18 protein-coding genes are annotated in these 20,326 nt (G+C 64.1%); 6 read left to right on the top strand and 12 right to left on the bottom strand.

Translation table 11 applies throughout. The features are described 5' to 3' along the window. Window positions 1–102: 102 nt before the first annotated feature. Window positions 103–882: an SDR family NAD(P)-dependent oxidoreductase gene (locus tag EAO78_RS12730; RefSeq protein ID WP_122106210.1), complete on the top strand. Its 780-nt coding sequence runs from the start codon at window positions 103–105 to the stop codon at window positions 880–882. Here the strand turns inward: EAO78_RS12730 and EAO78_RS12725 are convergent. Continuing rightward, window positions 879–1,970 (bottom strand): 3-hydroxyacyl-CoA dehydrogenase family protein, encoded by a 1,092-nt coding sequence (locus EAO78_RS12725; protein ID WP_122106209.1) that lies wholly within the window; start codon window positions 1,968–1,970, stop codon window positions 879–881. The two genes, EAO78_RS12730 and EAO78_RS12725, sit on opposite strands and share 4 nt — an antisense overlap. A 203-nt stretch (window positions 1,971–2,173) precedes the next feature. Between EAO78_RS12725 and EAO78_RS12720 the strand changes: the two genes are divergently transcribed. After that, window positions 2,174–4,171 (top strand): TRAP transporter permease, encoded by a 1,998-nt coding sequence (locus tag EAO78_RS12720; RefSeq protein WP_238987693.1) that lies wholly within the window; start codon window positions 2,174–2,176, stop codon window positions 4,169–4,171. Between the two features lie 369 nt (window positions 4,172–4,540). Here EAO78_RS12720 and EAO78_RS12715 read toward each other — a convergent pair whose 3' ends face one another. From EAO78_RS12715 to EAO78_RS12705, 3 genes are all read right to left on the bottom strand, one after another. Further along, entirely contained in the window at window positions 4,541–5,161 is a 621-nt protein-coding gene (locus EAO78_RS12715) for an arsinothricin resistance N-acetyltransferase ArsN1 family B (protein WP_238987692.1), read from the bottom strand. A gap of 292 nt (window positions 5,162–5,453) precedes the next feature. Next, window positions 5,454–6,539: a TAXI family TRAP transporter solute-binding subunit gene (locus EAO78_RS12710; RefSeq protein WP_122106207.1), complete on the bottom strand. Its 1,086-nt coding sequence runs from the start codon at window positions 6,537–6,539 to the stop codon at window positions 5,454–5,456. A gap of 186 nt (window positions 6,540–6,725) precedes the next feature. Then, entirely contained in the window at window positions 6,726–6,965 is a 240-nt protein-coding gene (locus EAO78_RS12705; RefSeq protein WP_122106206.1) for a hypothetical protein, read from the bottom strand. A gap of 308 nt (window positions 6,966–7,273) precedes the next feature. Here EAO78_RS12705 and EAO78_RS12700 point away from each other — a divergent pair, with 308 nt between their 5' ends. Continuing rightward, window positions 7,274–8,062: an HpcH/HpaI aldolase family protein gene (locus tag EAO78_RS12700; RefSeq protein WP_122106205.1), complete on the top strand. Its 789-nt coding sequence runs from the start codon at window positions 7,274–7,276 to the stop codon at window positions 8,060–8,062. Window positions 8,063–8,133: 71 nt separating this feature from the next. Here EAO78_RS12700 and EAO78_RS18740 read toward each other — a convergent pair whose 3' ends face one another. Beyond that, window positions 8,134–8,964, bottom strand: coding sequence for a redoxin domain-containing protein (locus EAO78_RS18740; RefSeq protein ID WP_379748310.1), 831 nt, complete (start codon window positions 8,962–8,964; stop codon window positions 8,134–8,136). A gap of 130 nt (window positions 8,965–9,094) precedes the next feature. On the opposite strand from EAO78_RS18740, the gene EAO78_RS12690 reads away from it, so the two are divergent. Together EAO78_RS12690 and EAO78_RS12685 are read left to right on the top strand one after the other, a co-directional pair. Next, a complete protein-coding gene (locus EAO78_RS12690) occupies window positions 9,095–9,526 on the top strand; it encodes a universal stress protein (RefSeq protein WP_122106204.1) in 432 nt (143 codons plus the stop codon). 96 nt (window positions 9,527–9,622) lie between these two features. Then, window positions 9,623–10,795, top strand: coding sequence for an MFS transporter (locus EAO78_RS12685; protein WP_122106203.1), 1,173 nt, complete (start codon window positions 9,623–9,625; stop codon window positions 10,793–10,795). Between the two features lie 48 nt (window positions 10,796–10,843). On the opposite strand, the gene EAO78_RS12680 is transcribed toward EAO78_RS12685, so the two are convergent. The 3 genes from EAO78_RS12680 to EAO78_RS12670 all read right to left on the bottom strand — a co-directional run bounded on the left by EAO78_RS12680 (window position 10,844) and on the right by EAO78_RS12670 (window position 14,477). Further along, window positions 10,844–11,800 (bottom strand): malate dehydrogenase, encoded by a 957-nt coding sequence (locus EAO78_RS12680; protein WP_122106202.1) that lies wholly within the window; start codon window positions 11,798–11,800, stop codon window positions 10,844–10,846. 677 nt (window positions 11,801–12,477) lie between these two features. Next, a complete protein-coding gene (locus EAO78_RS12675; protein WP_122106201.1) occupies window positions 12,478–13,563 on the bottom strand; it encodes a mannonate dehydratase in 1,086 nt (361 codons plus the stop codon). 56 nt (window positions 13,564–13,619) lie between these two features. Continuing rightward, a complete protein-coding gene (locus tag EAO78_RS12670; RefSeq protein WP_122106200.1) occupies window positions 13,620–14,477 on the bottom strand; it encodes an MBL fold metallo-hydrolase in 858 nt (285 codons plus the stop codon). Window positions 14,478–14,617: 140 nt separating this feature from the next. On the opposite strand from EAO78_RS12670, the gene EAO78_RS12665 reads away from it, so the two are divergent. Further along, window positions 14,618–15,763 (top strand): mandelate racemase/muconate lactonizing enzyme family protein, encoded by a 1,146-nt coding sequence (locus tag EAO78_RS12665; RefSeq protein WP_122106199.1) that lies wholly within the window; start codon window positions 14,618–14,620, stop codon window positions 15,761–15,763. A gap of 42 nt (window positions 15,764–15,805) precedes the next feature. On the opposite strand, the gene EAO78_RS12660 is transcribed toward EAO78_RS12665, so the two are convergent. The 4 genes from EAO78_RS12660 to EAO78_RS12645 form a co-directional block, all read right to left on the bottom strand. Next, the gene (locus EAO78_RS12660; protein ID WP_122106198.1) at window positions 15,806–16,948 is read right to left on the bottom strand and encodes an ABC transporter ATP-binding protein; all 1,143 of its coding nucleotides are present in this window, start codon (window positions 16,946–16,948) and stop codon (window positions 15,806–15,808) included. 9 nt (window positions 16,949–16,957) lie between these two features. Further along, window positions 16,958–17,902 carry a carbohydrate ABC transporter permease gene (locus EAO78_RS12655; RefSeq protein WP_122106197.1) on the bottom strand — a complete coding sequence of 315 codons (945 nt, stop codon included), beginning with the start codon at window positions 17,900–17,902 and terminating at the stop codon, window positions 16,958–16,960. After that, the gene (locus EAO78_RS12650) at window positions 17,902–18,870 is read right to left on the bottom strand and encodes a carbohydrate ABC transporter permease (protein WP_122106196.1); all 969 of its coding nucleotides are present in this window, start codon (window positions 18,868–18,870) and stop codon (window positions 17,902–17,904) included. Before EAO78_RS12650 ends, EAO78_RS12655 begins: the two co-directional genes overlap by 1 nt. A 65-nt stretch (window positions 18,871–18,935) precedes the next feature. Then, on the bottom strand, window positions 18,936–20,291 hold the full coding sequence (locus EAO78_RS12645; RefSeq protein ID WP_122106195.1) for an ABC transporter substrate-binding protein: 1,356 nt from the start codon (window positions 20,289–20,291) through the stop codon (window positions 18,936–18,938). Window positions 20,292–20,326: the final 35 nt, after the last annotated feature.

Raw genomic sequence — 20,326 nt, 5'->3', positions numbered from 1 at the left:
TGCCTTGCCGAGCCTACCGTCGGTCGTCGCGATCGTCGCCCTCGATCGCCACGCGTCCGAGGACCCTACAACTATACCGAGTGGCGCCGTACCCGTCGCCGCATGGAGATCATCGGAGACACCGCGTTGGTGACGGGCGGCGGGCGAGGGATCGGGCGCGCGATCTGTACGGAACTCGCGTCGCAGGGACTCGACGTCGTCGTCGCCGACATCGACGCCGACGGCATGGCTGAGACGGTGGCCGAACTCGAGGAGTACGGCGTGCGGGCGCTGGCGGTGGACGCCGACGTGAGCGACGAGACGAGCGTGCGGGACGCCGTCGAGACCGCCGAAGAGGCGTTCGGCGCGATAGACGTGCTGGTAAACAACGCCGGCATCGCGGGCCCGACGAAGGACGTCGAGGACGTGACCGCGGAGGAGTGGGACGCCACGCTCGGGGTCAACCTCCGCGGGGCGTTCCTCATGTCGCGGGAGCTGGTCGGCGGGATGAAGTCCCGCGGCTACGGCCGGATCGTCAACATCTCCTCTGCGTCGGGGAAACGCCCTGTCCCGCAGCGCAGCCCGTACACCGCCTCCAAGAGCGGCCTCTTGGGGCTCACGCGGACGCTCGCCGTCGAGGGCGGGCCACACGACGTCAACGCGAACGCGGTCTGTCCGGGCTCCGTCGCCGGTCCCCGGATCGATCGCGTGATCGAACGCGAGGCGGACGCGAGGGGAGTGTCCGCCGAGACGGTCGCGGACGAGAAACGGGCGAAGAGCCCGCGGAACGAGTTCGTCCAGCCGGAGGACGTCGCCCGAACGGTCGCGTACCTCTGTTCGACGGCCGCGGACCGAGTCATCGGCCAGAGCGTGAACGTCAGCGGTGGAAAGGTGACTTACTAGCGGTCGTCGGACGTTTCCCCGTCCGGATCGTCGGGACCCGTCGGGTCGTCCGCCGGGTCATCCGCCGATCCGGTCCTCGGTGCCGGGCGCTCGCGTTCCTCGTACACCGAGAGCAACGAGAGCAGTTGCCGGTCGCGGTCCTCGGTCGCCGCCGGAACGTCCACGTCCGACCAGTCGTAGACCCCCTGCCCGGTCTTGACGCCGTATCGTCCGTCATCGACCAGGTCCGTCAGCGCGGCCGACGGCGACGTATCGCGGTTTATCTCCCCGAGCAGCTCGTCGAGGACCTTCGCGTGGACGTCGAGTCCGGAGTGGTCCCCCTTCTCGAAGACGCCGAGGGCGGGGAGCCGGAACCCGAACGTTCCCTTGACGGCCTTGTCGATGTCCTCCGCGCTCGCGACGCCCTCCTCGAGCAGCGCCCACGCCTCGCGTGCCATCGCGGACTGTATGCGGTTGCCGATGAACCCCGGAACGTCCTTCTCGACGACGACCGGGGTCTTGCCCGCGTCCTCGAGCAGCGTCTCGACGGCCCGGACCGGCCCGTCGGCGGTCGCCTCCCCGCGGACGATCTCGACGACCGGGACGATGTGCGGCGGGTGGAACCAGTGGGTCCCGAGGAACCGCTCGGGGCGTTCCAACGCGTCGGCGAGCCGCGTGATCGAGAACGACGACGTGTTGGTCGCGATGACCGCATGCGGCGGGGCCGCGCGTTCGATCCGTCCGAGGACGTCCCGCTTTATCGACTCGTCCTCCGGGACGGCCTCGATCACGAGGTCGGCGTCGGCGACCGTGGTCGAAAGCGTCGAGTCGTACGCGATCGACCCCAGCACCCGATCGGCGTCCTCGAGGTCGTGTCCCTCGTGGTCGACGAGCGTCGCGACCGCGTCCTCGATCGCCACGCGCGCCGCGTCCAGCGCGTCCTCGTCGACGTCGTACACCGTCACGAACCGGCCGTCGCCGGCCAGCGCCGCCGCGATCCCGTGGCCCATCGTTCCCGCGCCGACGACCGCGATCCGTTCGATCCGCCCGGGTTCGATCGCTCCGCCGTCGGCGGAGTCGGTCTCGTCCGTCGGGATGTCGTCCGACATGGTCGGCCGTTGGAGGACCGTGCGGATAACCGTTGTCACGGATGAGGCGAAGCCGTCACGGGCGGTACCGGAGGCGTGACGGGCGGCGGCGAGTGCGCGCGCGCGGCGAGGGACGACCGATCGGTCACCGCGTCCGCCGGTAGCGTGTGTTAGGTACTACCACCAGACACAACGTTTATCATGGACGATATGGATGTTCCCTCATGGCCGAAAACAGGTCCGCTTCCTCCTTCATGCCGACGGTCGCCGTGGAAAAGCTCCTCACGGTGCTCTCGCTCGTGCTATGGGGACTGGCGATCTACTACGCCTTCACGCAACGGATGCCCCGGGCGCTCTACACTGTCGGGCTGTTCGGGCTCGCCTTCGGGATGTACGTCATCGAGCAGTCGATCGACTCGATCGAGGACCGCGACTACCTCGACCTCTACCTCCTGGGGATCGTCCTCCTGTCGACCTCCACGACGACGGTGTATCTGATACTCAACTTCGAGGAACTCCTGTTCCAGCGGACCGGGACGGCGTTCCACCACGAGTACGTGTTGGCGCTTCTGTTCACGTTCTCGATGTTCTACCTCATCTACCGCGCGTTCGGGATGGCGTTCCTGGCGGTCATCGGCGGTGGCGCGCTCTACGCCTGGCTCGGTGCCTCGCTCCCCGGGATCATCAGCCACGGCGGGCTCTCTCTCACCCGCATCCTGGTCGTGTTCGTGACGGACTTCAACGGCTTCTTCGGGTCGATAAGCGGGATCGTCGCCGCGTGGGTGGCGCTGTTCCTCCTGTACGCCGGACTGTTGAACGGCTACGGAGCCTTCGACTACGTGATGCGCATCGCGTTCCGGGTCTCGGAGTACGTCCGCTCCGGGATCGCGCAGTCGGCGGTCGTGGCGAGCCTCGCGATCGGGTCGATCAACGGCGCGCAGGTCGCTAACGCGGCGATGACCGGCTCCGTGACGATCCCCCTGATGAAGAAGGCGGGACTGAAACCGTCCACCGCGGGCGGGATCGAGGCGGTCGCCTCCTCCGGCGGGCAGATCATGCCGCCCGTGATGGGTGCGGCGGCGTTCATCATGGCGTCGATCCTCGGGATCACGTACATCGAGGTCGTCGTCGCCGGCATCGTTCCGGCGCTCGTGTTCTACATCTCCGTCGCGATCGCGGTCCACTACACGGCGCTCAACCAGAACATCAGTAGCGGGGTCGACACGAGCAGCGCGGACGCCGGCATCGATGAGCGGAAGTCGGCCCCCGCGTTCGCGCTCGAGACCGTCAAACTCCTGATCCCGTTCGGCGTCCTCATCTACCTGCTCGGGATCGCACAGTGGACCGTGATGACCGCAGCGCTTTACACCTCCATCGCGATGGTGTGTACCGGCATCACCTTCCCGGTCTTCGAACGTCTGCTCGGGTTCAGCGACGAGTCGTACCTCGTCGGTATCCCACAGACGCTCGAGGGGATGCGCTACGGCGCGCTGATGTTCGCGCCGATCGCGGTCATCGTTTCGGCGATCAACGGGATCGTCGACATCCTGGTGACGACCGGCGTCCCCGGGAAGCTCGCGCTGGCGCTGATCGAGCTGTCCGGCGGCGTGCTCATCCTCGCGCTGCTCCTGGCGATGCTGATCTGCATCATCCTCGGGATGGGGATGCCGACCGTCGCCGCCTACACCATCGTCGCGCTGCTCGTCGCGCCGGCGCTCATCGAAGGGTTCGGGATCGCCCGGCTCCCGGTTCACTTCTTCGTGTTCTACGCGGCGATCCTGTCGGGGATCACTCCGCCGATCGCCATCGCCGTGGTGGTGACGACCGGGATCGCACAGTCGAACTTCTGGCGGACCGCGATCGAGTCGGTCAAGATCGCCGCGCCGCTTTTCATCCTCCCCTTCACCTTCATCTACAACCCGGAGATAATCACCGGCGGGTTCTCGTTCGCGAAGATCACCTCGTCGATCCTGCTCCTGTTCGGCGCGACGGCGATGGTACACGGACTGAACTACCACCGGAAGGCGCTCTCCAACCGGGCGGCCAACTACGGGATCAGGCTCGTGTTCGTCGTCCTCGGGGTCGTGATCATGTCGGCCCCGAACGAGTACCTCCGGTTCGGGAGCTTCGTCGTCGCGGCGGTGCTCTTCACCTGGCAGGTCATGGCGGTCAGGGGGATGGCACTCTCGACTCTCCCGTCCGTCGTCGCTCGGCGGCTCTGACCGCCTCCGGTCACGCGGCGTTCCTTCGGCGAGGACGCCAGTTCCTCACGCGGACGCACGACGGTCGCTCGAGAACCGACGGAGCCGCATCGCTTTCGTTCGACGTTCCTCGCGGACGCCATGGAACGGTTACACGCTACTCCTTCGAGTACCCTGGGGACAAAGAGCCGGCTCCGTCGTCTCCGACGGCTCCGTCGGTGAACCGCTCTCTTCGTCGCCGACGCTTCGCGCCGGCTGCCAGTGGCGCGTCGCGCCACGCTGTTCGCGGATGCTCAAGACGGAAAACTCACGGATCGTTCACTACAGGTGACTTACCCTACGTTCAAAAGAAACGATCAGTACCCCATTCGAGCAATCTGATAAACAGGATCACAAGCGGACTGATGGTTCACCTGCGCCGAGTGCATCGGTGTGATTATCAGTGTTCTGGAGTTCACTGAGTGGGGTCGGTGGCGATGGATTTTCTGGAAGCGATCGAAGAGATAATTCCCAATGTCCAACATCGCGCCACTCGCCGTTCTTGTATCCGACGTTGCGATACACACCGATCTTCTCGAATCCATGTGATTCATGAAACGCGATGCTCTGAGGATTCGGCAACGCGATTACAGCATACGCATTGCTCAGTCCCTGTAAATCCAAAAGCGCAAAGAGCGATTGATACAGACCGCTCGCAGTCCCCTTCCGTCGCCACGCCTCGTCGACATACACAGAGACGTCGACCGCCCATTGGTATGCTGGGCGCTCTTTATGTGGACTCGCATACGCGTAACCCACCATTTGGCCGTCGTATTCGCAAACCAACCACGGAAGTCGTTCCACGGTGGTTCGGATGCGTTGAGCCATCTCTCCGACAGTCGGCGGAGCCGTTTCAAATGAGATGTGCGTTTGTTTGACGATCGGTGCATAAATTTCGGTAACGGATTCTGCATCCTCCTCCGTTGCCAGTCGAATTGTTGGTTCCATATCTGATAGTGATGGATCATCCATCAAAAATACTGGTCACTAAGTTAATGTATACCCGGGCGTATTGTACAGTTCTCCATCTTTGTATCACCCAGTATCTATCTGAACACCGCGATTAATCTGCACTCCCGATCTACCAGCTGATTCAGATAGAACAGGGTGAAAACAACACCCTGTGAACCGGTCAATGACGGCCTCGTCTCTCGAGTACCCGTCCGTTCGCGATGACCGTCTACCGGGTCTACGCGATGACGACGTCGCTAGCGTCGAGTGGCGTCGTCAAAAACGGTCGCAAAAAACGTTCCGTGTGTCCGCGCTATTCGCCTCGAGTCCAGCTGTCGTCCCAGAGGTCGTTGTCCTCGTAGAAGTCCGCCGCACCGGGGTGGACCGGAGTGAAGTCGGATTCGATGGCGGTGACGAAGTGGTCGGGGTTCTCGCCGTACGGGAAGAACGCCGGCTGTCCCTCCTGAACGCTCTCGTAGTGGTCGTGAGCGACCTGGAGCACGTCGTACACCGCGTCGGCCGGGAGATCGGGGTCGAAGAAGTACTGGAAGAGGAGCTGCCATCCCTGGAGGGGCCCCTCGACGTCCTGTTCGAAGCCGTACGGGTCCTTCTCGAAGTAGGGCGCGAGCGGCGAGGACTCGAAGACCTCGCGGAACTGATCGGACATCTCGACCAGGTGGACGTCGGAACGCGCGTCGACCTCGGCGAACCAGGACGGCAGGTTCACCTCGTTGGCACCGTACCCGATACCGCACGTGATGTTGCCCTCCTCGACGGCGCCGGCCACGTCGCCCACGTCGACGTTGACGACGTTCTCATTCAGCTGCTCGAGTAAGTCCTCGCCGCCGCCGGTCCGCATGATCTCCTCGAACATCGCACGGGTCCCCCAGCCGGGCTGGAGCATGTGGAACGGCTCCCCGAGCATGTCGTCGGTCGTCTCGATGCCGGAGCCGTCGACCGCGTAGAAGAAGTCGTCGCGGACGAAGTAGGTGAACCCCTGATAGGGTGCCTCGAGGTCCTCCCCCTCGAACGGACCCTCGGAGTTCATCGCCTGCTTCTGGGTGAAGTTGGTGAGCCCGTACGCGTCCAGCCCGCCGTCGTTGTAGATGCGGATGCTGGCGGGGTCACCGCCGCTCGCCTGCGTGTCCCAGCGCACGATATCCGACTCACTTCGGAGCACACGCTGGACCGCCTGTGACGTCTGGAAGACCGTCGAACCCTGCGTGGAGGACCCGACGCGCATGTTGACGACGTCGTCGCCCCCTCCACCGTCACCGCTCCCGTCGTCGCCGGAGCCGTCGTCGCCGCCGGAACCGTCGCCGGAGCCGTCGCCGGAGCCGTCGTCGCCGGAGCCGTCGTCACCGCCACCGCCGCCGGAACAGCCCGCCAATCCGACCATACCTACTCCTGCTGTACCTTGAAGGAACCGTCTTCTGGATGGAAATTCGTCTGGCATCCCGATTCATCATTATCGTTCGGGGTATAATAAATGTGTGGGAAACGTTCTTATGCTATCGAGTCACACTCCGCTCAGTCGGGCGATTTTCGGAACCCTCCCCCATAGCCGTCGTCGGTCGGGACCGACTCAGAACTCGAACCAGACGACGTCGAACTGGTACGCGAGGATCCAGTAGATGAACATCACGGTGAGGAGCACGCTGAGGAGGAACTTCACGACCCGTTCGATTCGGTCCGGATCCTCGGGTTTCACCGTCTCGATCCAGCCCTGAATCGTCTCGCTGGTTCGGGCCAAGGCACCCGCGATCCCCCCCAACTCCTCGTCGGAGGGGGCGCTAGCCGAATCACCGTTTGCGTCCGTTTCCATGCCCCGAATTATTCTCTTCCATGTCATAAACGTTCGTGTCGGTATCGCGGGAACCGGCCCCTCACCGATATCGCCTGGACCCGTCGCCCGGAGCGACCACAAAGATATATATGCGTTTCGTCGGATCCTGAAGCGATGCACGAACAGCCAGCGATCTCACGATCCGACGCCGGACCGGTTTCACCGTGGAGGCGGCTCGGGAGGAACGTCCGGAGAACCGGCCGAGGAAACCGCGAGCAGTGGGGGACCGTCGATCCGGAGGGAACACCTCGGGGAGAACCGAACGGCGACCGCTTCGTGGTGGACAGATGAGCGAGAACCTGAAGACGGCGTTCGAGGAGCAGCGCTTCCTCTCCGCGACGTGGGTCTCTATCGGGAGCCCGACGGTCGCGGAGGTGAGCGCGGCGAACCCCTTCGACTTCGTCCTGGTCGACACCGAACACACGACGACGACGCTCGAGACCGTCGAGGACATGCACCGAGCCATCGAGGCGGCTCCCGGCGAGAGCGGCACCGTGATCCGCGTCCCCTGGAACGATCCGGTGTACCTCAAGCGCGTGCTCGACGTCGGGGTCTCCGGGGTGATGGTCCCGATGATCGACACCGCCGAGCAGGCCGAGTCGCTGGTGGAGTCGCTGCGGTATCCGCCTCGCGGCAGACGCGGGATCGCGTCCGGGCGCGCGTCCGACTACGGGGCCGACTTCCGGTCGTACGTCGAGAACGCGGAGGAGACGTTCGTGACGATCGCGCAGATCGAGACGGTGGAGGGTCTCGAGAACGTCGAGGAGATAGCCGACGTGGACGGGATAGACGCCCTGTTCGCCGGCCCGGCCGACCTCTCCGGCGCACTGGACGTGTTCGGACAGTGGGAGCACGAACGGTTCCTCGACGCGATGGACCGCATCGTCGAGGCGGCACACGCGGCCGGAATTCCCGTGGGAACGCTTACCGTCCGTCCGGACGACGCGCCGGAACGGGTCGATCAGGGGTTCGACTTCCAGATCCTGGGGAAGGACACCGCGTACCTGCTGGAGCGGAACGAGCGCGCCCTCTCGATATACGACGAGGCGGTCGAGGCGTCGACGACCGACGAGTGAATCCGTGTTCGACGAGAGAGCACCCGTCGGAGCCCGGCGAGCCGTCCGATCGGACGCCGGCGAACCGCGTGCTACTCGGACGATCCGGTCGGAAGCGCCGACTCGATCTCGTCGTACGGCGGGGTTTCGGGCCACTCGTCGGCGACCCAGACGTGCTCGACCGTCCGGTCCGCGCCGACCAGGAACGTCGCCGGCCGCGGCTCCGCGATCCCCTCCATCCCGTCGAGTTCGTGGACGACGTCGTACGCCTCGGCGACGCCGTTACCCGGATCGGAGTAGAGCGGGTACGGGAGCTCCCGACCTTCGATGAACCGCTGGTGGTCGAACGGCTGTCCGATCCCGACCCCGACCACCGACAGATCGTCGCCGCCCCATCCACGCCGCTGAATCTCCTTCCACCAGAACATCGACTTCCCGCCCCAGTTCAGAGGGTAGAAGACCAGAAGCACCGATCCTGCGTCGTCAACGAGCTCCGACAGGGCGACGTTCGACCACGACTCGTCGGTGACGAGCGGCCGGGTGAACGCCGGTGCCGTCTCCCCGACCGTCGGGTGATCCGAGTCGCCGAACTCCGTGACCGTGAGCTCGTCGAACGCCGCGGTGTCCCCCTCCTCGCCGTACGTCCGAACGAGGTACTCGAGGATGTTCCCGCTTTCCGGCATCGTGACCCCGGTCGCGGGATCGATGAGCAACGGAACCGCCCGCGTTCCGGACACGCGAGCGACCTCGTCGCGACGGCTGTGCTCGCCCGCCACGAAGACGGATCGGTACTCGATCCCGTGTCCCTCGAGCCATCGAACGATCCGCTCGCAGTACGGGCAGCCGTGGAGTCGGTACAGCGTCATCGGTTTCGGGGTCTCCCCCTCGGCTCGTCCGCCGTCGGGTGTCGGTGGCGTTGGCATCGCTCAACCGTTGGGGCGGCGGGGACAAAAACCCGCCAGGTGACGGCGACGCGTGTTTCGCAGTGGGAGGACACGCGTTTCGGCGACGGCGACACACAGATTAAAGTAGCCGTACGGTGGAACCACGCACATGTATCGCGTCCTGGTCGCTATCGATACGGAGATGGAAGCGCCGGAACGGATCGCGGAGGCGGTGACGTCCCTTCCGGCCGCCGGTTCGAACGTCGAGGTGACGCTGCTCAACGTCTTCGAGGAGTTCAGCGTGACCGGCCCGGAGAGCGGCACGGTCGACTCGGACGAGGTGTACGACCCCGACGACCTCCCCGAGGCCGTTAACACCGCGCGTCGACGCCTCGCGGACGCGGGCGTGTCCGTGACCACGGTCAGACGACACGGCGACACCACGGACGAGATCCTCGCGGAGGCCGACGAGATCGACGCCGACCTCGTCGTCATCGGCGGGCGGAAGCGGAGCCCGGTCGGCAAGGCGGTGTTCGGAAGCGTCGCGCAGTCGGTGCTGTTGGGAACCGATCGCGCCGTGATGCACGTCAAAACCGCCTGATTCACCCGGCGATGCGGTCACATCCCGTCCCCGTCGGTCCGGCAGCGACGGCCGGCCGGACGGGCCCGGCGTATCCGCGGAAGCCCCCCACATAGCATGGGCTGGCGCTACAGACACACCGTCCTGACGCTTTGCACCTTCGCGTTCTTCGCGACGATGGTCGGGCGGCTGGCGATCAGTCCCGTGGTCCCGCAGATCACCGAGAGCTTCGCCATCTCGAACACCGTCATCGGTCTCGCGCTCACCGGCATGTGGACGTCGTACGCGCTGTCGCAGTTTCCCAGCGGGATCCTCGGCGACCGGTTCGGCGAACGACGGATCATCCTCCTCGCCATCGGCGGCACGGGCGTGATGAGCTTCCTCGTCGCGGTCTCGCCGGTGTACGCCGTCTTCGTCGTCAGCGTGGTCGTTCTCGGCGCGTTCGCGGGACTCCACTACAGCACCGCGACGACGCTCCTGTCTCGGACGTACGACAACATCGGCACCGCGATCGGGATCCACACGATCGGTGCGCCCGCCGGAGGGCTGATCGCGCCGATCGCCGCGGCGTGGATCGGGACGCGATACGGCTGGCGGCCCGCCGTCGCGATCGGGACGGCGGTCACCCTTCCCGTCTTCGTGCTGTTCGCGTGGCGGGTGAAGCCGACCGAACCCCAGCGTCCGGACGAGCCGATGCGCGACCGGGTCCGGATCGGTCCCGTGATCGAACTGCTCTCCCGCCCGCCGATCGTGTTCACGGCCGTCATCGCGTCGGCCGGGGCGTTCGTCTGGCAGGGGACGGCCTCGTTCCTGCCGACGTTCCTCATCGACTACCGCGGGATGTCCTCCACGGCCGCCGGCCTCGTCTTCTCGTCGTACTTCGTCGTCCAGGCGGCCGCGAAACCCGGACTCGGCGCGATCTCCGACCGGTACCCCCGAGACGTCGGCGTCGCCGTCAGCCTCGCCACGAGCGTCGCCGGCATGGCGCTTTTCGTCGTCGGTCCCGGCCTCCCCGGTATCGTGGCCGCCCTCGTCCTCATCGGCGTCGGCCTGGGCATGGCCGTGACCGTCGAGCCGCGGTTCATGGACGAGCTGTCCGAGCGCGAACAGGGGGTCGGTTTCGGTCTCGTTCGGACCGTCTATCTGGTGGTCAGCGCGCTGGGGTCGGTGATCACCGGATTCCTCGCCGATACGTTCGGGTGGGCGGCCGCGTTCCTAGTTCTCGCGTCGTTGTTGGCGGCCGTCCTGCTCGCGGTGATCGTGAACTACGCGCTGGATCTGGGGTACTGATCCGTCGGCTCTCCGACGCCCGAACGATCGTCCGTCACTCGGGGTCGATCACTCGGGATCGGCCGCGACCGACTCGGCCGCCGCCCGGAGCCCCTCGAGCTCCTCCTCGGGGAGGTCCCACTCGATGACGCGTCGAACGCCCGTGCGACCCACCTCGACCGGGACGCTCACGCACGCGTCCTCGATCCCGTACTCGCCGTCGAGCGGGACCGAGGCGGCTATCGGATGGTCGGGGTCGTCGAGCCCGTCGTCGAGGACGGCACACACCAGACGGACGACGCCCTGTCCGGTCACCCAGCGCGAGGTCTCCTCGGCCCCGCGGAGCTCGATGACGTCGTACGGGACGTCGCGGACGTAGTCGCGCACGTCGCGTTTCTCCGCCTCGGTCAGCGTCGTCGGCTCGCCGTCGACGGTCAGCCGCGAGAAGAAGGGCACCACGTTCTCGCCGTGTTCGCCCCCGACCGGACAGTAGACGTCCTCCGCGGGCACGTCGCGGATGCTCGCGATCCGGTCGGCCGTTCGGCCGGTCTCCGAGAGCGAGTACCCCAGGAACCGATCGCGGTCCCAGCCCGTCTCGCGCCAGATCCGCTGGGTGATGCGGTCCATGGGGTTGCTGACGACGATCACGGGGAGCGGCTCGCGCTCGCGCAGCGTCCCCGCGATCGACTCCGCGAGCTCGAGGTTCCGGTCGAGGAACTCGAGGCGGCCGCCGCGCTTCGCCGACGATCCGGGTCGCGGCACGCTCGCGGTCACGACGGCGACGTCCGCGGTCGCGAGCCCCGCCGCCGATGACGGCTTCGCCGACACGCTACCGAGGTCGTTCGCGTCGCCGAACTGCGGGAGCGACCCGAGCGTCCGCGCGTGACGGATCCCGATGCCGTGTCCCTCCGCGGCGTCCTCCTCGACGTCGACGAGCGTGACGTCGACGGACGGCCGTTCGACCGCGAGCGTGTACGCGGCGGTCGCACCGACGGTTCCCGCGCCTCCGATGAAAGCGACTTCCATGTGGATCCGGGATGGACGGTCGATCCCTTAAACCAACGGTCCGGCGATCGGGCGGAAGCATTCGTCGAAGGGCGGATGGGTTCGTGAAGGATCGATATGAGACCGCACTGGCGTCGGTTCGTAGAGAGACCTGAACCGATCCCACGAGTGAATCCATTTCGAAATTACCTTTTAAATATACTATATTTTTATTTTATATATTTGGATCTATAGTTTGGGGGAGTCTCAAGATCAGTCCGAGAGGAAGTGCTACAACGGTGTTCGGCGAGAGATCGCATCATTCCTCGATATCAGAGGATTCGGAGCTGATTCCGTCGATGAGTACGATACCGATCGATAGGGATCGACCGCGAACGTGATCTCTTCTCCGATTTTGTCAAATATCTCCTTATTACGAAAATACTACCGAGAGACTCGTAGAACGTCGAATTTATCGCAGATTTTTCCGGTGATCGTGTGGTCTAATTCCGATCTACTTGCTCTGGTGAGGGATCCAGAGCCATTACGAGAAACCGTCCAGAATATATATGAAACTAGGTACTACACAATATATATTAGAAATAATATATAAATTAAGTCTGGTCACATGTGAGCTAGTCACGCTTCATCTGCTGGTCTATCCGAGACGGCACGACTGGCTCAAGTCCTTTGGGCCTTGAGCCTCAAGCGCCTCCCGGTTACGTCTCGCGGAGGGTTCCGGAACGGGCTCTGAGAGTGCTGTTGATCACTCCCTTGAGGTAGCCAGCGGTAAACGCGTTTGCGCGGTGTCTCCACTGGGAGTCCCCCTCGATCTTCGGGACGTGGTCGGGGAGCACGGAGCCGGAGAATCCGATGTCGACCAGCGCTTCCATCGCCTCGAACTCGTCGAAGTTACCCTCGTCAACGAACGTCTCGTGAAACGACGGGACGGTTCCCTCCACATCACGGAAGTGGACGAACACGATCTGGTCGCGCTCGCCGAACCGGCGGATCAGTGCCGGGATGTCCTCGCCGAGCTGGGAGAAGCAACCCAGACAGAGCTTGAGTCCGTGGTGGTAGCTCGGGACGATGTCCATCGCGCGCTCGAAGTTCTCGACGTTACGGAAGAGTCGGGGGATCCCGCCCAGTTGCTCGATCCCCGGCGGATCGACGGGATGGAGGGCGAGCCGGACGTCGGCCTCCTCGGCGACCGGAACGACGGCTTCGACGAACCGCTCGTAGTTCTCCCAGAACTCCGCTTCGGAATACTCTCGGTCGACCGTCTCGGCCACCTCGAAGGGATCCTCAAGGTCGGTCAGGTCGAACTCGGTCGCCTCCGCTCCCCCGCGGATCGGCCTGTCGGGTCGGGTTCGCATCGGGACCAGTCCCCGTGGGTTCCATTGGTAACCCAGGATCGGGATCCCGGCCTCGCCGATGTTTCGGATCAGCTGTGCGATCAGTTCGATCCGTTCGTCCGCGCGCTCCGTCCCGAGCATTATCGGCCCGTAGATCGAGTGAGGGAGGGAGTGAACGCCCGCGAGTCGAAGGCCGTGCGCTTCGACCCGCTCTTTGGCCTCGATCAGCTCCTCGGCGGAGGGGATCACGTCTTCGTCGATCACCAGCGTGTCGTTCTCACCGGTGTTATCGATGAACTCGTCCGGCTCCTCGTCGAGGGATGAGTGATCGAGATAGACGTCGGTCGCGCCGACCTGTCGGATGAATCGAAGGCGTTCGTCCGAGATGGAGCGCGTTCGGAAGCCGACGGTGATCTGGGGACTGGTCTCTGTCGATGTTCGTGAACTCATGTGCACCGTTCCCATTCGAAAGGAAAAAAAACCGATCGTTCACCGGACGGCCGACGCTACTCTGCGAATACGGGCGGACGTACACCCGGCCGTTCGAGTTCGAATCGATCCCCCGTTCTCCCGACCTCAACGACGTGCGGGTAGCGAAACGAGCTCGCGTGGTCATGGAGAGGCGACGGATCGGCCTCCGCCCCCTTCCACATGTTCCAGTGGGTCGGCAACAGCCGGTCGAGCCGCAACTGGTTTGCGGCCTCCACGATCTCGTTCTCGTCCATGTACCAGCGTGTGCGCTCCGAGGTCGCGGTTTCGCCGTCGTAGACCAGGCCCGCCGAACCGAACGCGAGCGCACCTAGGTCGACGTCGAATTCCGTGCCGACGGCGGAGAACTCCTCGCACGGTCCGCTATCACCACCATGAAAGAAGACGTTGTCCCCGTACTCGATCACGTACGAAACCGGATCCACTGCGTCCGGGTCGTCGGCTCCACGAACGGACACCCGGAGGTCACCGATCTCGAACTCCATCCCGACGGAGACGGGTTGACACTGTCCAGAGGGTATTCGCAGATCGTTCCCGTAGCTGGGGTCTTCCAGTGCGCCACTCGGAGCGTAGAGATCCGCACCCAGATCGAGGAGAGGTCGATACGACGGAGGATGAAGGTGGTCGACGTGTCCGTGCGTGACCAGAACCGCATCGCACCGTGTCGCGTCCACGGGATCCATCGGTACCGGGCACATCCGGACTGCGTACCGACGATGTCCGCCCGTACCGAAGTACGGGTCGACGTACACCGTCGCCTCGTCCGTCCGTAGAACGAACCCGTTACACCCGAGATACCATATCGAGAGTCCGTCCGGATCGGTTGCTTCGACCTCGTCCCGGACGAACCAGTCGGTCCACGTCGACGTGACCATGACGGATCGCTTCGACCCTCGCGCACTAAAATCGCTCGCCGACATCGACGGGACATACTCTAGGATCGGTGCCTTCCTCCTATGTCGCTCCGGAGAAACGGCTCCAAAAAGTATTTGCAACGCGCGTCCGTCTCCCGTGTATGCGAGTCGTCTCAGTCGAGCCGATCCCACTCGAACATCCGCTCGGGTCGGGACGAGCCTTCGGCGGAACGCGAGGAGTGACGGACACGCGCACGGCGACGTTGGTGAAGGTCACCGCCGACGACGGGACCGTTGGTTGGGGAGAGGCGTTCGCGCCCCCACGAACGGTCGCGACGTTGATCGAGGAGTTTTTCGCCGACGCGGTCGTCGGACTCGACCCATGGGACGCCGAGACACTCGCCGACGCCGTCTACACCGGCGAGATCGGGGGATACCACTTCGGCAGACAGGCGTTCACGCAGGCGGCGTTGACCGGCGTCGAGGTGGCGCTCTGGGACCTCCGTGGGAAGGCGCTCGGTAAGCCGGTCCGTGAACTGCTCTCGGGTCAGTCGCACGACGCGGTGACGCCGTACGCGTCGACCATGTACATCACCGAGTGGGGACAGGACCCCGCGGAACCGATGGAACGGGCCGTCGAGGAGGGATTCACCGCGGCCAAGATCAAGATCGGCCGGTCAGTCGAGGACGACGTCCACCGGGTTCGAACGGCCCGGGAGATCCTCGGCGACGACGCCCGGTTGATGGTCGACTACAACGGGAACTACACGGCGACGGACGCGCTCGAGTCGATTCGGGCGATAGAGGAGTTCGACCTGACGTGGATCGAAGAGCCCGTCCCCCCCGAGGACGTTGACGGCTATCGCCGCCTCCGGGACGCCATCGACGTCCCGTTGGCCGCCGGCGAGGCTCACCACGGGCGGTTCGAGTTCACCGACCTAGTTCGGGAGAACGTGGTGGACGTCGTCCAACCGAACCTCGGTCGGTGCGGCGGTTTCGCCGAAGCCCGGTATCTCGCGCGGCTCGCCACGACGAACAACGTCCGAATTCGGCCGCACGTGTGGAACAGCGCCGTCGGTCTGGCCGCCGCGATCCAGTTCGCCGCCACCGTTCCCTCGTACCCGATGCGCTCCGACCGGTCGACCCGGCCGATCCTGTTCGAGTTCGACCGAAGCGAGAACCCGCTTCGCAACGAGCTGCTCGCGGAGCCGTTCGACCCCACCGGAGGAGAGCTCTCCGTGCCGGACGCCCCGGGACTCGGCATCGAGATCGACGAGACGGCCGTCGAACGCTTCCGGGTGGACTGACCGCAGTTCGGATCGGGTCGGAAAACGGGGAGTCGGTCCCTGCTACTCCGCGACCGGAGTGATCTCCTCAGCCTCGACCGTCGGGTGTCGAATGGCGGTTCCGTCGCTCCGATCGAACAGGTAGAGGTGTTCCTCGGGGAGCCGCATGCCGACCCGCTCGCCCTCGTTGACGCTCTTGCGTCCTCCCACCGTCGCGATGATCGTGTCGTCCGTGTCGCTCCCCTCCGGTTTGAGATACAGGTTGTTCTCCTTTCCGAACGGCTCGACGACGTCAACCTCCACCGCGACGTCGTTCGTCTGCGTCGCCTCGGGAACGACCTCAACGTCCTCCGGCCTAACGCCAAGCGTGATCTCGGTCGTGGACCCGATCGACTCCACCGTCGACTGGGAGAGTTCGTAGCTGAAGTCCTCCATTCGGAGAACGCCACCGTCGGACGTACCCCGGAGGAAGTTCATTGACGGCTCCCCGATGAAGCCGGCGACGAACTCGTTTGCCGGCTCGTAGTAACACTCCATGGGGGTCCCGATCTGCTGTAACTCGCCGTGATCCAGGATGGCGATGCGGTCACCCATGGTCATCGCCTCCGTCTGGTCGTGGGTGACGTAGATCGTGGTCGTCTCGAACTCCTCTTGTAACCGCTGGAGTTCGGTCCGCATCTCGGCGCGGAGCTTCGCGTCGAGGTTGCTGAGGGGTTCGTCCATCAGGAACGCGTCCGGATCCCTGACGATCGCCCGTCCGAGCGCGACGCGCTGTTGTTGTCCGCCGGAGAGTTCGCTCGGCTTTCTGTTCAGGAGCTCCTTGATGTCCAGCATTTCGCTCGTTTCGGTGACGAGGTCGTCGATCTCGTCCTCCGAGAGGTCGGTCGATTCACGGAGGCCGAAGGCCATGTTGTCGAACACCGTCATGTGGGGATACAGCGCGTAGGACTGGAACACCATCGCGATGTTGCGGTCCTGTGGGCTCATCCCTCGGATCGACCGTCCGTCGAGTTCGATCTGTCCCTCCGTTATCGTCTCCAGTCCGGCGACCATCCGTAACGTCGTGGTCTTCCCGCAGCCGCTGGGACCGACGACGACGAGAAACTCGCCGTCCCGTACTTCCATGTTCAGATCGTCGACCGCGACGATCTCGTTGTTCCCCTCCTGAAACGTCTTCCGTACGTCGTCGAACGTTAATTGTGCCATATGTGTCTCTCAGTATTTGACTCCCTTCGCGAACTGTTCTCCGAACAGGACGTACACGATCAGCGTCGGGACCGCAGTGATGAACGCCCCCGCCATCTGGTTGTTCCAGTTCTGTGAGAACCCACTGTTGAGCTCGGCGAGCGCGAGCGTGATCGGCGCACCCGCGCTGGGGTCGCTTCCGCCGACCAGAATGAGCGCGTAGAGGAATTCGTTGTATATCTGCGTGAACTGGAAGATGAAGACCACCATGAACATCGGATACGACAGCGGGAGGATGATGTTCCGATAGATGCTGAAGACGCCCGCCCCGTCTATCCGTGCCGCCTCAACGAGGTCGTGGTCGATGGTCAGGTAATACCCTCTGAACAGGAGCGTACAGATACCGATCCCGTACGCGGTGTGCGTGATGATCAGGATCAGCAGCGTCGTGTGGCTCTGGTGGGCGAACGGGAGCGAGAAGTACCCCAGACTGCTCAGTATCCCCTGGAGGTCGACCGCGTTCCAGAAGCGCGAGAGCGGCAGGAGGATCCCCTGTTTCGGCAGGAAGATCGCGACGATGAACGTCGCCATCACCGCCACCTGTCCGCGCCAGTCGACCATGGTCAGCCCGTACGCCGCGAGGCTCCCGAGCACCCCCGAGAACACCATCGCGGGGAGGGTGAAGATGAGGCTGTTACCCAGTGACGGGCTCAGAGTTTCCCACGCCCGTAGCCAGGGTTGTATCGTGACCTCTCCGGCGGGGGGCGGCGACAACGGGATCGTGTTGATGAACGCGCTCTGCGTCTTGAACGCGGTCGAGATACCCCCCCACAGCGGGGAGACCCAGAAGAGTCCCAGCAGGACCGCGAGGATCGCCGCGACGGTGTACTTCCTGTTCGCGCGGGTGAGCGACTCCCGTACCGAGGTCAGTAGGTCCCCCGTCGTCGCCTGAGCCGAGGCGATGAGCCCGATCATCACAGCTCACCCCGCTTGTACTGGTAGCGCAGGTACGGGGCGAGGATAACCACGGTCGTCACGAACAACACGGTCCCGAGGGCGGCCCCGTAGGCCCACTGGTTCGCGGCGAACGCCTCCCTGTACATCATCACGCCGAGGATGTCGGCGGCCGGTCCGGGGTTGCTCCCGAACACGACGTAGAGCCAACTGAACGCCTTCAGCGAGAACACCATCAACACGACGGCGATACTCACGGACGCCGAGCTCAGCTGCGGAATGATCACCTTCCAGTACATCTTGAAGAAGCCCGCTCCGTCGACCTTCGCGGCCTCGTAGTGCTCCTGGGGGATCGTCCGGAGGCTGGCCAGATAGATTATCATCGCGTACCCGCCGAACTGCCACATCAGCGCGAACATGACCGACCAGAGCCGCAGTGCGGGGTCTCCGAGCCAGTCCTGTCCGAGGAACCCCATCCCGACGATATCGAAGAGCGTGTTGATCGTTCCCATCTCGGGGTTGTACATCCATTGCCAGAACACGCCGGTCACGACGAAAGAGAGGGCGAACGGAAGCAGGAAGACGGTCCGGAACACCCCCTGACCCTTCAACAGGTTGTCCACGATGATGGCGAGACAGAGCCCGACGACCAGACAGACGAGCGTGAACACCACCAACAACACGATCGTGTTCCGCGCCGCGCTCCAGAAGGACGGGTCTTCCAGCATCCGGAAGTACATCTCGAAATCGAAGTTCGAGACCGAGTATTCGGGCCTGACGACCCCCGAGAAGTCCGTCAGCGAGAGGACGAAGTTCCAGAGTATTCCTCCGTACACGAACAGTCCCATCAGGAGGGTCGGTGGGAGCCAGAACGGCATCGATCGGAAGAAGTCGCTCTTCAGATACGATCTCATGCCGTCGTTTTCGGAACGGTAGTCCGGCGACGACGACCGTTCCATCGTGTTCCTGATTTTGGTTAACACACTCATTGATAGGTATATTCAAAGACCATGATAAAAATTCTTCGGAGACTGCTGACTGTCGCTGACGACTCCTACAGCGTCATCGCGTCCATGAGCGCGCCCGCGGTGGCCTCGACGTTTCGGTTATCCATGAACCGGGACATCGCGTTCTTCAGGGAGGTTCCCTGTTGTGGGGACACCCCGTCCCCGTGTGCGAGTGTCAAAACGCCGGTGTCGCTCTGGAAGTCCTCGAACTGCTCTTGCATGAGCGGACTGAACTCGCTGAGGTCGACGTCGGTCCGGCACGGGATCGCACCCTTGGGGTCACAGAAGACACGCTGCGCTTCCGCGCTTCCGACCCACTGCATCCACTTGTCGGTCGCGTCGGGCGTCGGATTCGGTTGGGGGTACGGGAAACCGTCGGTGTTGATGTTGTAGACCCCGTCGGTCCCCGGATACGGCATGTGCTGCCAGTGCTCGTCGTACTCGTACCCGTCCGCGGCGAACAGGTTTCCGGCCGCCCAGTCGCCCTCCATGAGCATCACACCGTTCCCCTCCGGGAGCTTGAGTCGAGCGGCGTCGGATCCGACCGATCCCGCGTCTGGGGTAACGTACTCGAACTGGTCGGCCGTGACTTCCAGGGCGGCCTCGACCTCCGACGTGATGTCCTCGCCGGCCCTGAAGTCCTGATACGTCTGTGCGTCGTACAGGCCGATCAGGTTCGAAGACCAGAGCTGGAGCACGGTCCACGGGGCTGCCATCGACAACGAGAGCGCCGGCGTCTCGATCTGGTCGTCGATCTGGGCGAGCACCTCCACGTACTCGTTCGGATCGGAGATGCTCCCCATGTCGACTCCCGCCTCTTCGACCGAGCTGATGTCCCAGAAGAGGTTGTTGACGCGGTGAATGTTCAAGGGAACGGCAACGTAGGGATTGTCCTCGTTCCCCGCCCGTGCAGAGAGCAGCGGCCCGTCCCGGTAGTTCTCTTCCATGTCGCCCTCGAAGATGTACCCGATGTCCTTGAGCACGCCCGCTTCGACGTAATCCGAGAGGTTCGCCCCCGGCCAGTCCTGCCATGTACTCGGCGGGTTCCCCTCTAGAACTCGGTTCCGAATCACAGCCTGAAGGTTCGTTCCTCCTCCACCGGCCACCGGATTGTCGTTGATCTCGATGTCCGGGTGCTTTTCCTGGAAGCCTTCCTGGAGCGCTTCCATCCCGACCGCCCCGCCGCCGTCGGTCCACCAGTGCTGGAGTTCGAGCGTCGTCGTGCCGCTTCCGTCGTCACCGCCGGAACCGTCGTCGCCGCTCGACCCGTCGTCGCCGCTCGACCCGTCGTCGCCACTTCCACCGTTACCCGTACAGCCTGCAACCGAGAGCGCCCCCGCGGAACCGGCGAGCGTAATATAGTGTCGACGCGACAGGTCAGGTTCGCTATCTTGATCTGACATTGTCTGCCACACTTGTCATGTATTATTCATCATTA

The organism is Halobellus captivus, from assembly GCF_003697845.1.
In the GTDB taxonomy this organism is placed as follows: domain Archaea; phylum Halobacteriota; class Halobacteria; order Halobacteriales; family Haloferacaceae; genus Halorubrum; species Halorubrum glutamatedens.
The sequence above is the reverse complement of the archived record's forward strand: the minus strand, read 5'-3'. Positions and strand labels throughout refer to the sequence as shown.

Bases quoted from the DNA above. Each gene is read 5' to 3' on its own strand.
- EAO78_RS12680 (WP_122106202.1), bottom strand. From the start codon at position 11,800: ATGGAAGTCGCTTTCATCGGAGGCGCGGGAACCGTCGGTGCGACCGCC.
- EAO78_RS12685 (WP_122106203.1), top strand. From the start codon at position 9,623: ATGGGCTGGCGCTACAGACACACCGTCCTGACGCTTTGCACCTTCGCG.
- EAO78_RS12645 (WP_122106195.1), bottom strand. From the start codon at position 20,291: ATGTCAGATCAAGATAGCGAACCTGACCTGTCGCGTCGACACTATATT.
- EAO78_RS18740 (WP_379748310.1), bottom strand. From the start codon at position 8,964: ATGCCAACGCCACCGACACCCGACGGCGGACGAGCCGAGGGGGAGACC.
- EAO78_RS12670 (WP_122106200.1), bottom strand. From the start codon at position 14,477: ATGGTCACGTCGACGTGGACCGACTGGTTCGTCCGGGACGAGGTCGAA.
- EAO78_RS12660 (WP_122106198.1), bottom strand. From the start codon at position 16,948: ATGGCACAATTAACGTTCGACGACGTACGGAAGACGTTTCAGGAGGGG.
- EAO78_RS12700 (WP_122106205.1), top strand. From the start codon at position 7,274: ATGAGCGAGAACCTGAAGACGGCGTTCGAGGAGCAGCGCTTCCTCTCC.
- EAO78_RS12725 (WP_122106209.1), bottom strand. From the start codon at position 1,970: ATGTCGGACGACATCCCGACGGACGAGACCGACTCCGCCGACGGCGGA.
- EAO78_RS12655 (WP_122106197.1), bottom strand. From the start codon at position 17,902: ATGATCGGGCTCATCGCCTCGGCTCAGGCGACGACGGGGGACCTACTG.
- EAO78_RS12690 (WP_122106204.1), top strand. From the start codon at position 9,095: ATGTATCGCGTCCTGGTCGCTATCGATACGGAGATGGAAGCGCCGGAA.
- EAO78_RS12715 (WP_238987692.1), bottom strand. From the start codon at position 5,161: ATGGATGATCCATCACTATCAGATATGGAACCAACAATTCGACTGGCA.
- EAO78_RS12720 (WP_238987693.1), top strand. From the start codon at position 2,174: ATGGCCGAAAACAGGTCCGCTTCCTCCTTCATGCCGACGGTCGCCGTG.
- EAO78_RS12730 (WP_122106210.1), top strand. From the start codon at position 103: ATGGAGATCATCGGAGACACCGCGTTGGTGACGGGCGGCGGGCGAGGG.
- EAO78_RS12650 (WP_122106196.1), bottom strand. From the start codon at position 18,870: ATGAGTGTGTTAACCAAAATCAGGAACACGATGGAACGGTCGTCGTCG.
- EAO78_RS12705 (WP_122106206.1), bottom strand. From the start codon at position 6,965: ATGGAAACGGACGCAAACGGTGATTCGGCTAGCGCCCCCTCCGACGAG.
- EAO78_RS12665 (WP_122106199.1), top strand. From the start codon at position 14,618: ATGCGAGTCGTCTCAGTCGAGCCGATCCCACTCGAACATCCGCTCGGG.
- EAO78_RS12710 (WP_122106207.1), bottom strand. From the start codon at position 6,539: ATGGTCGGATTGGCGGGCTGTTCCGGCGGCGGTGGCGGTGACGACGGC.
- EAO78_RS12675 (WP_122106201.1), bottom strand. From the start codon at position 13,563: ATGAGTTCACGAACATCGACAGAGACCAGTCCCCAGATCACCGTCGGC.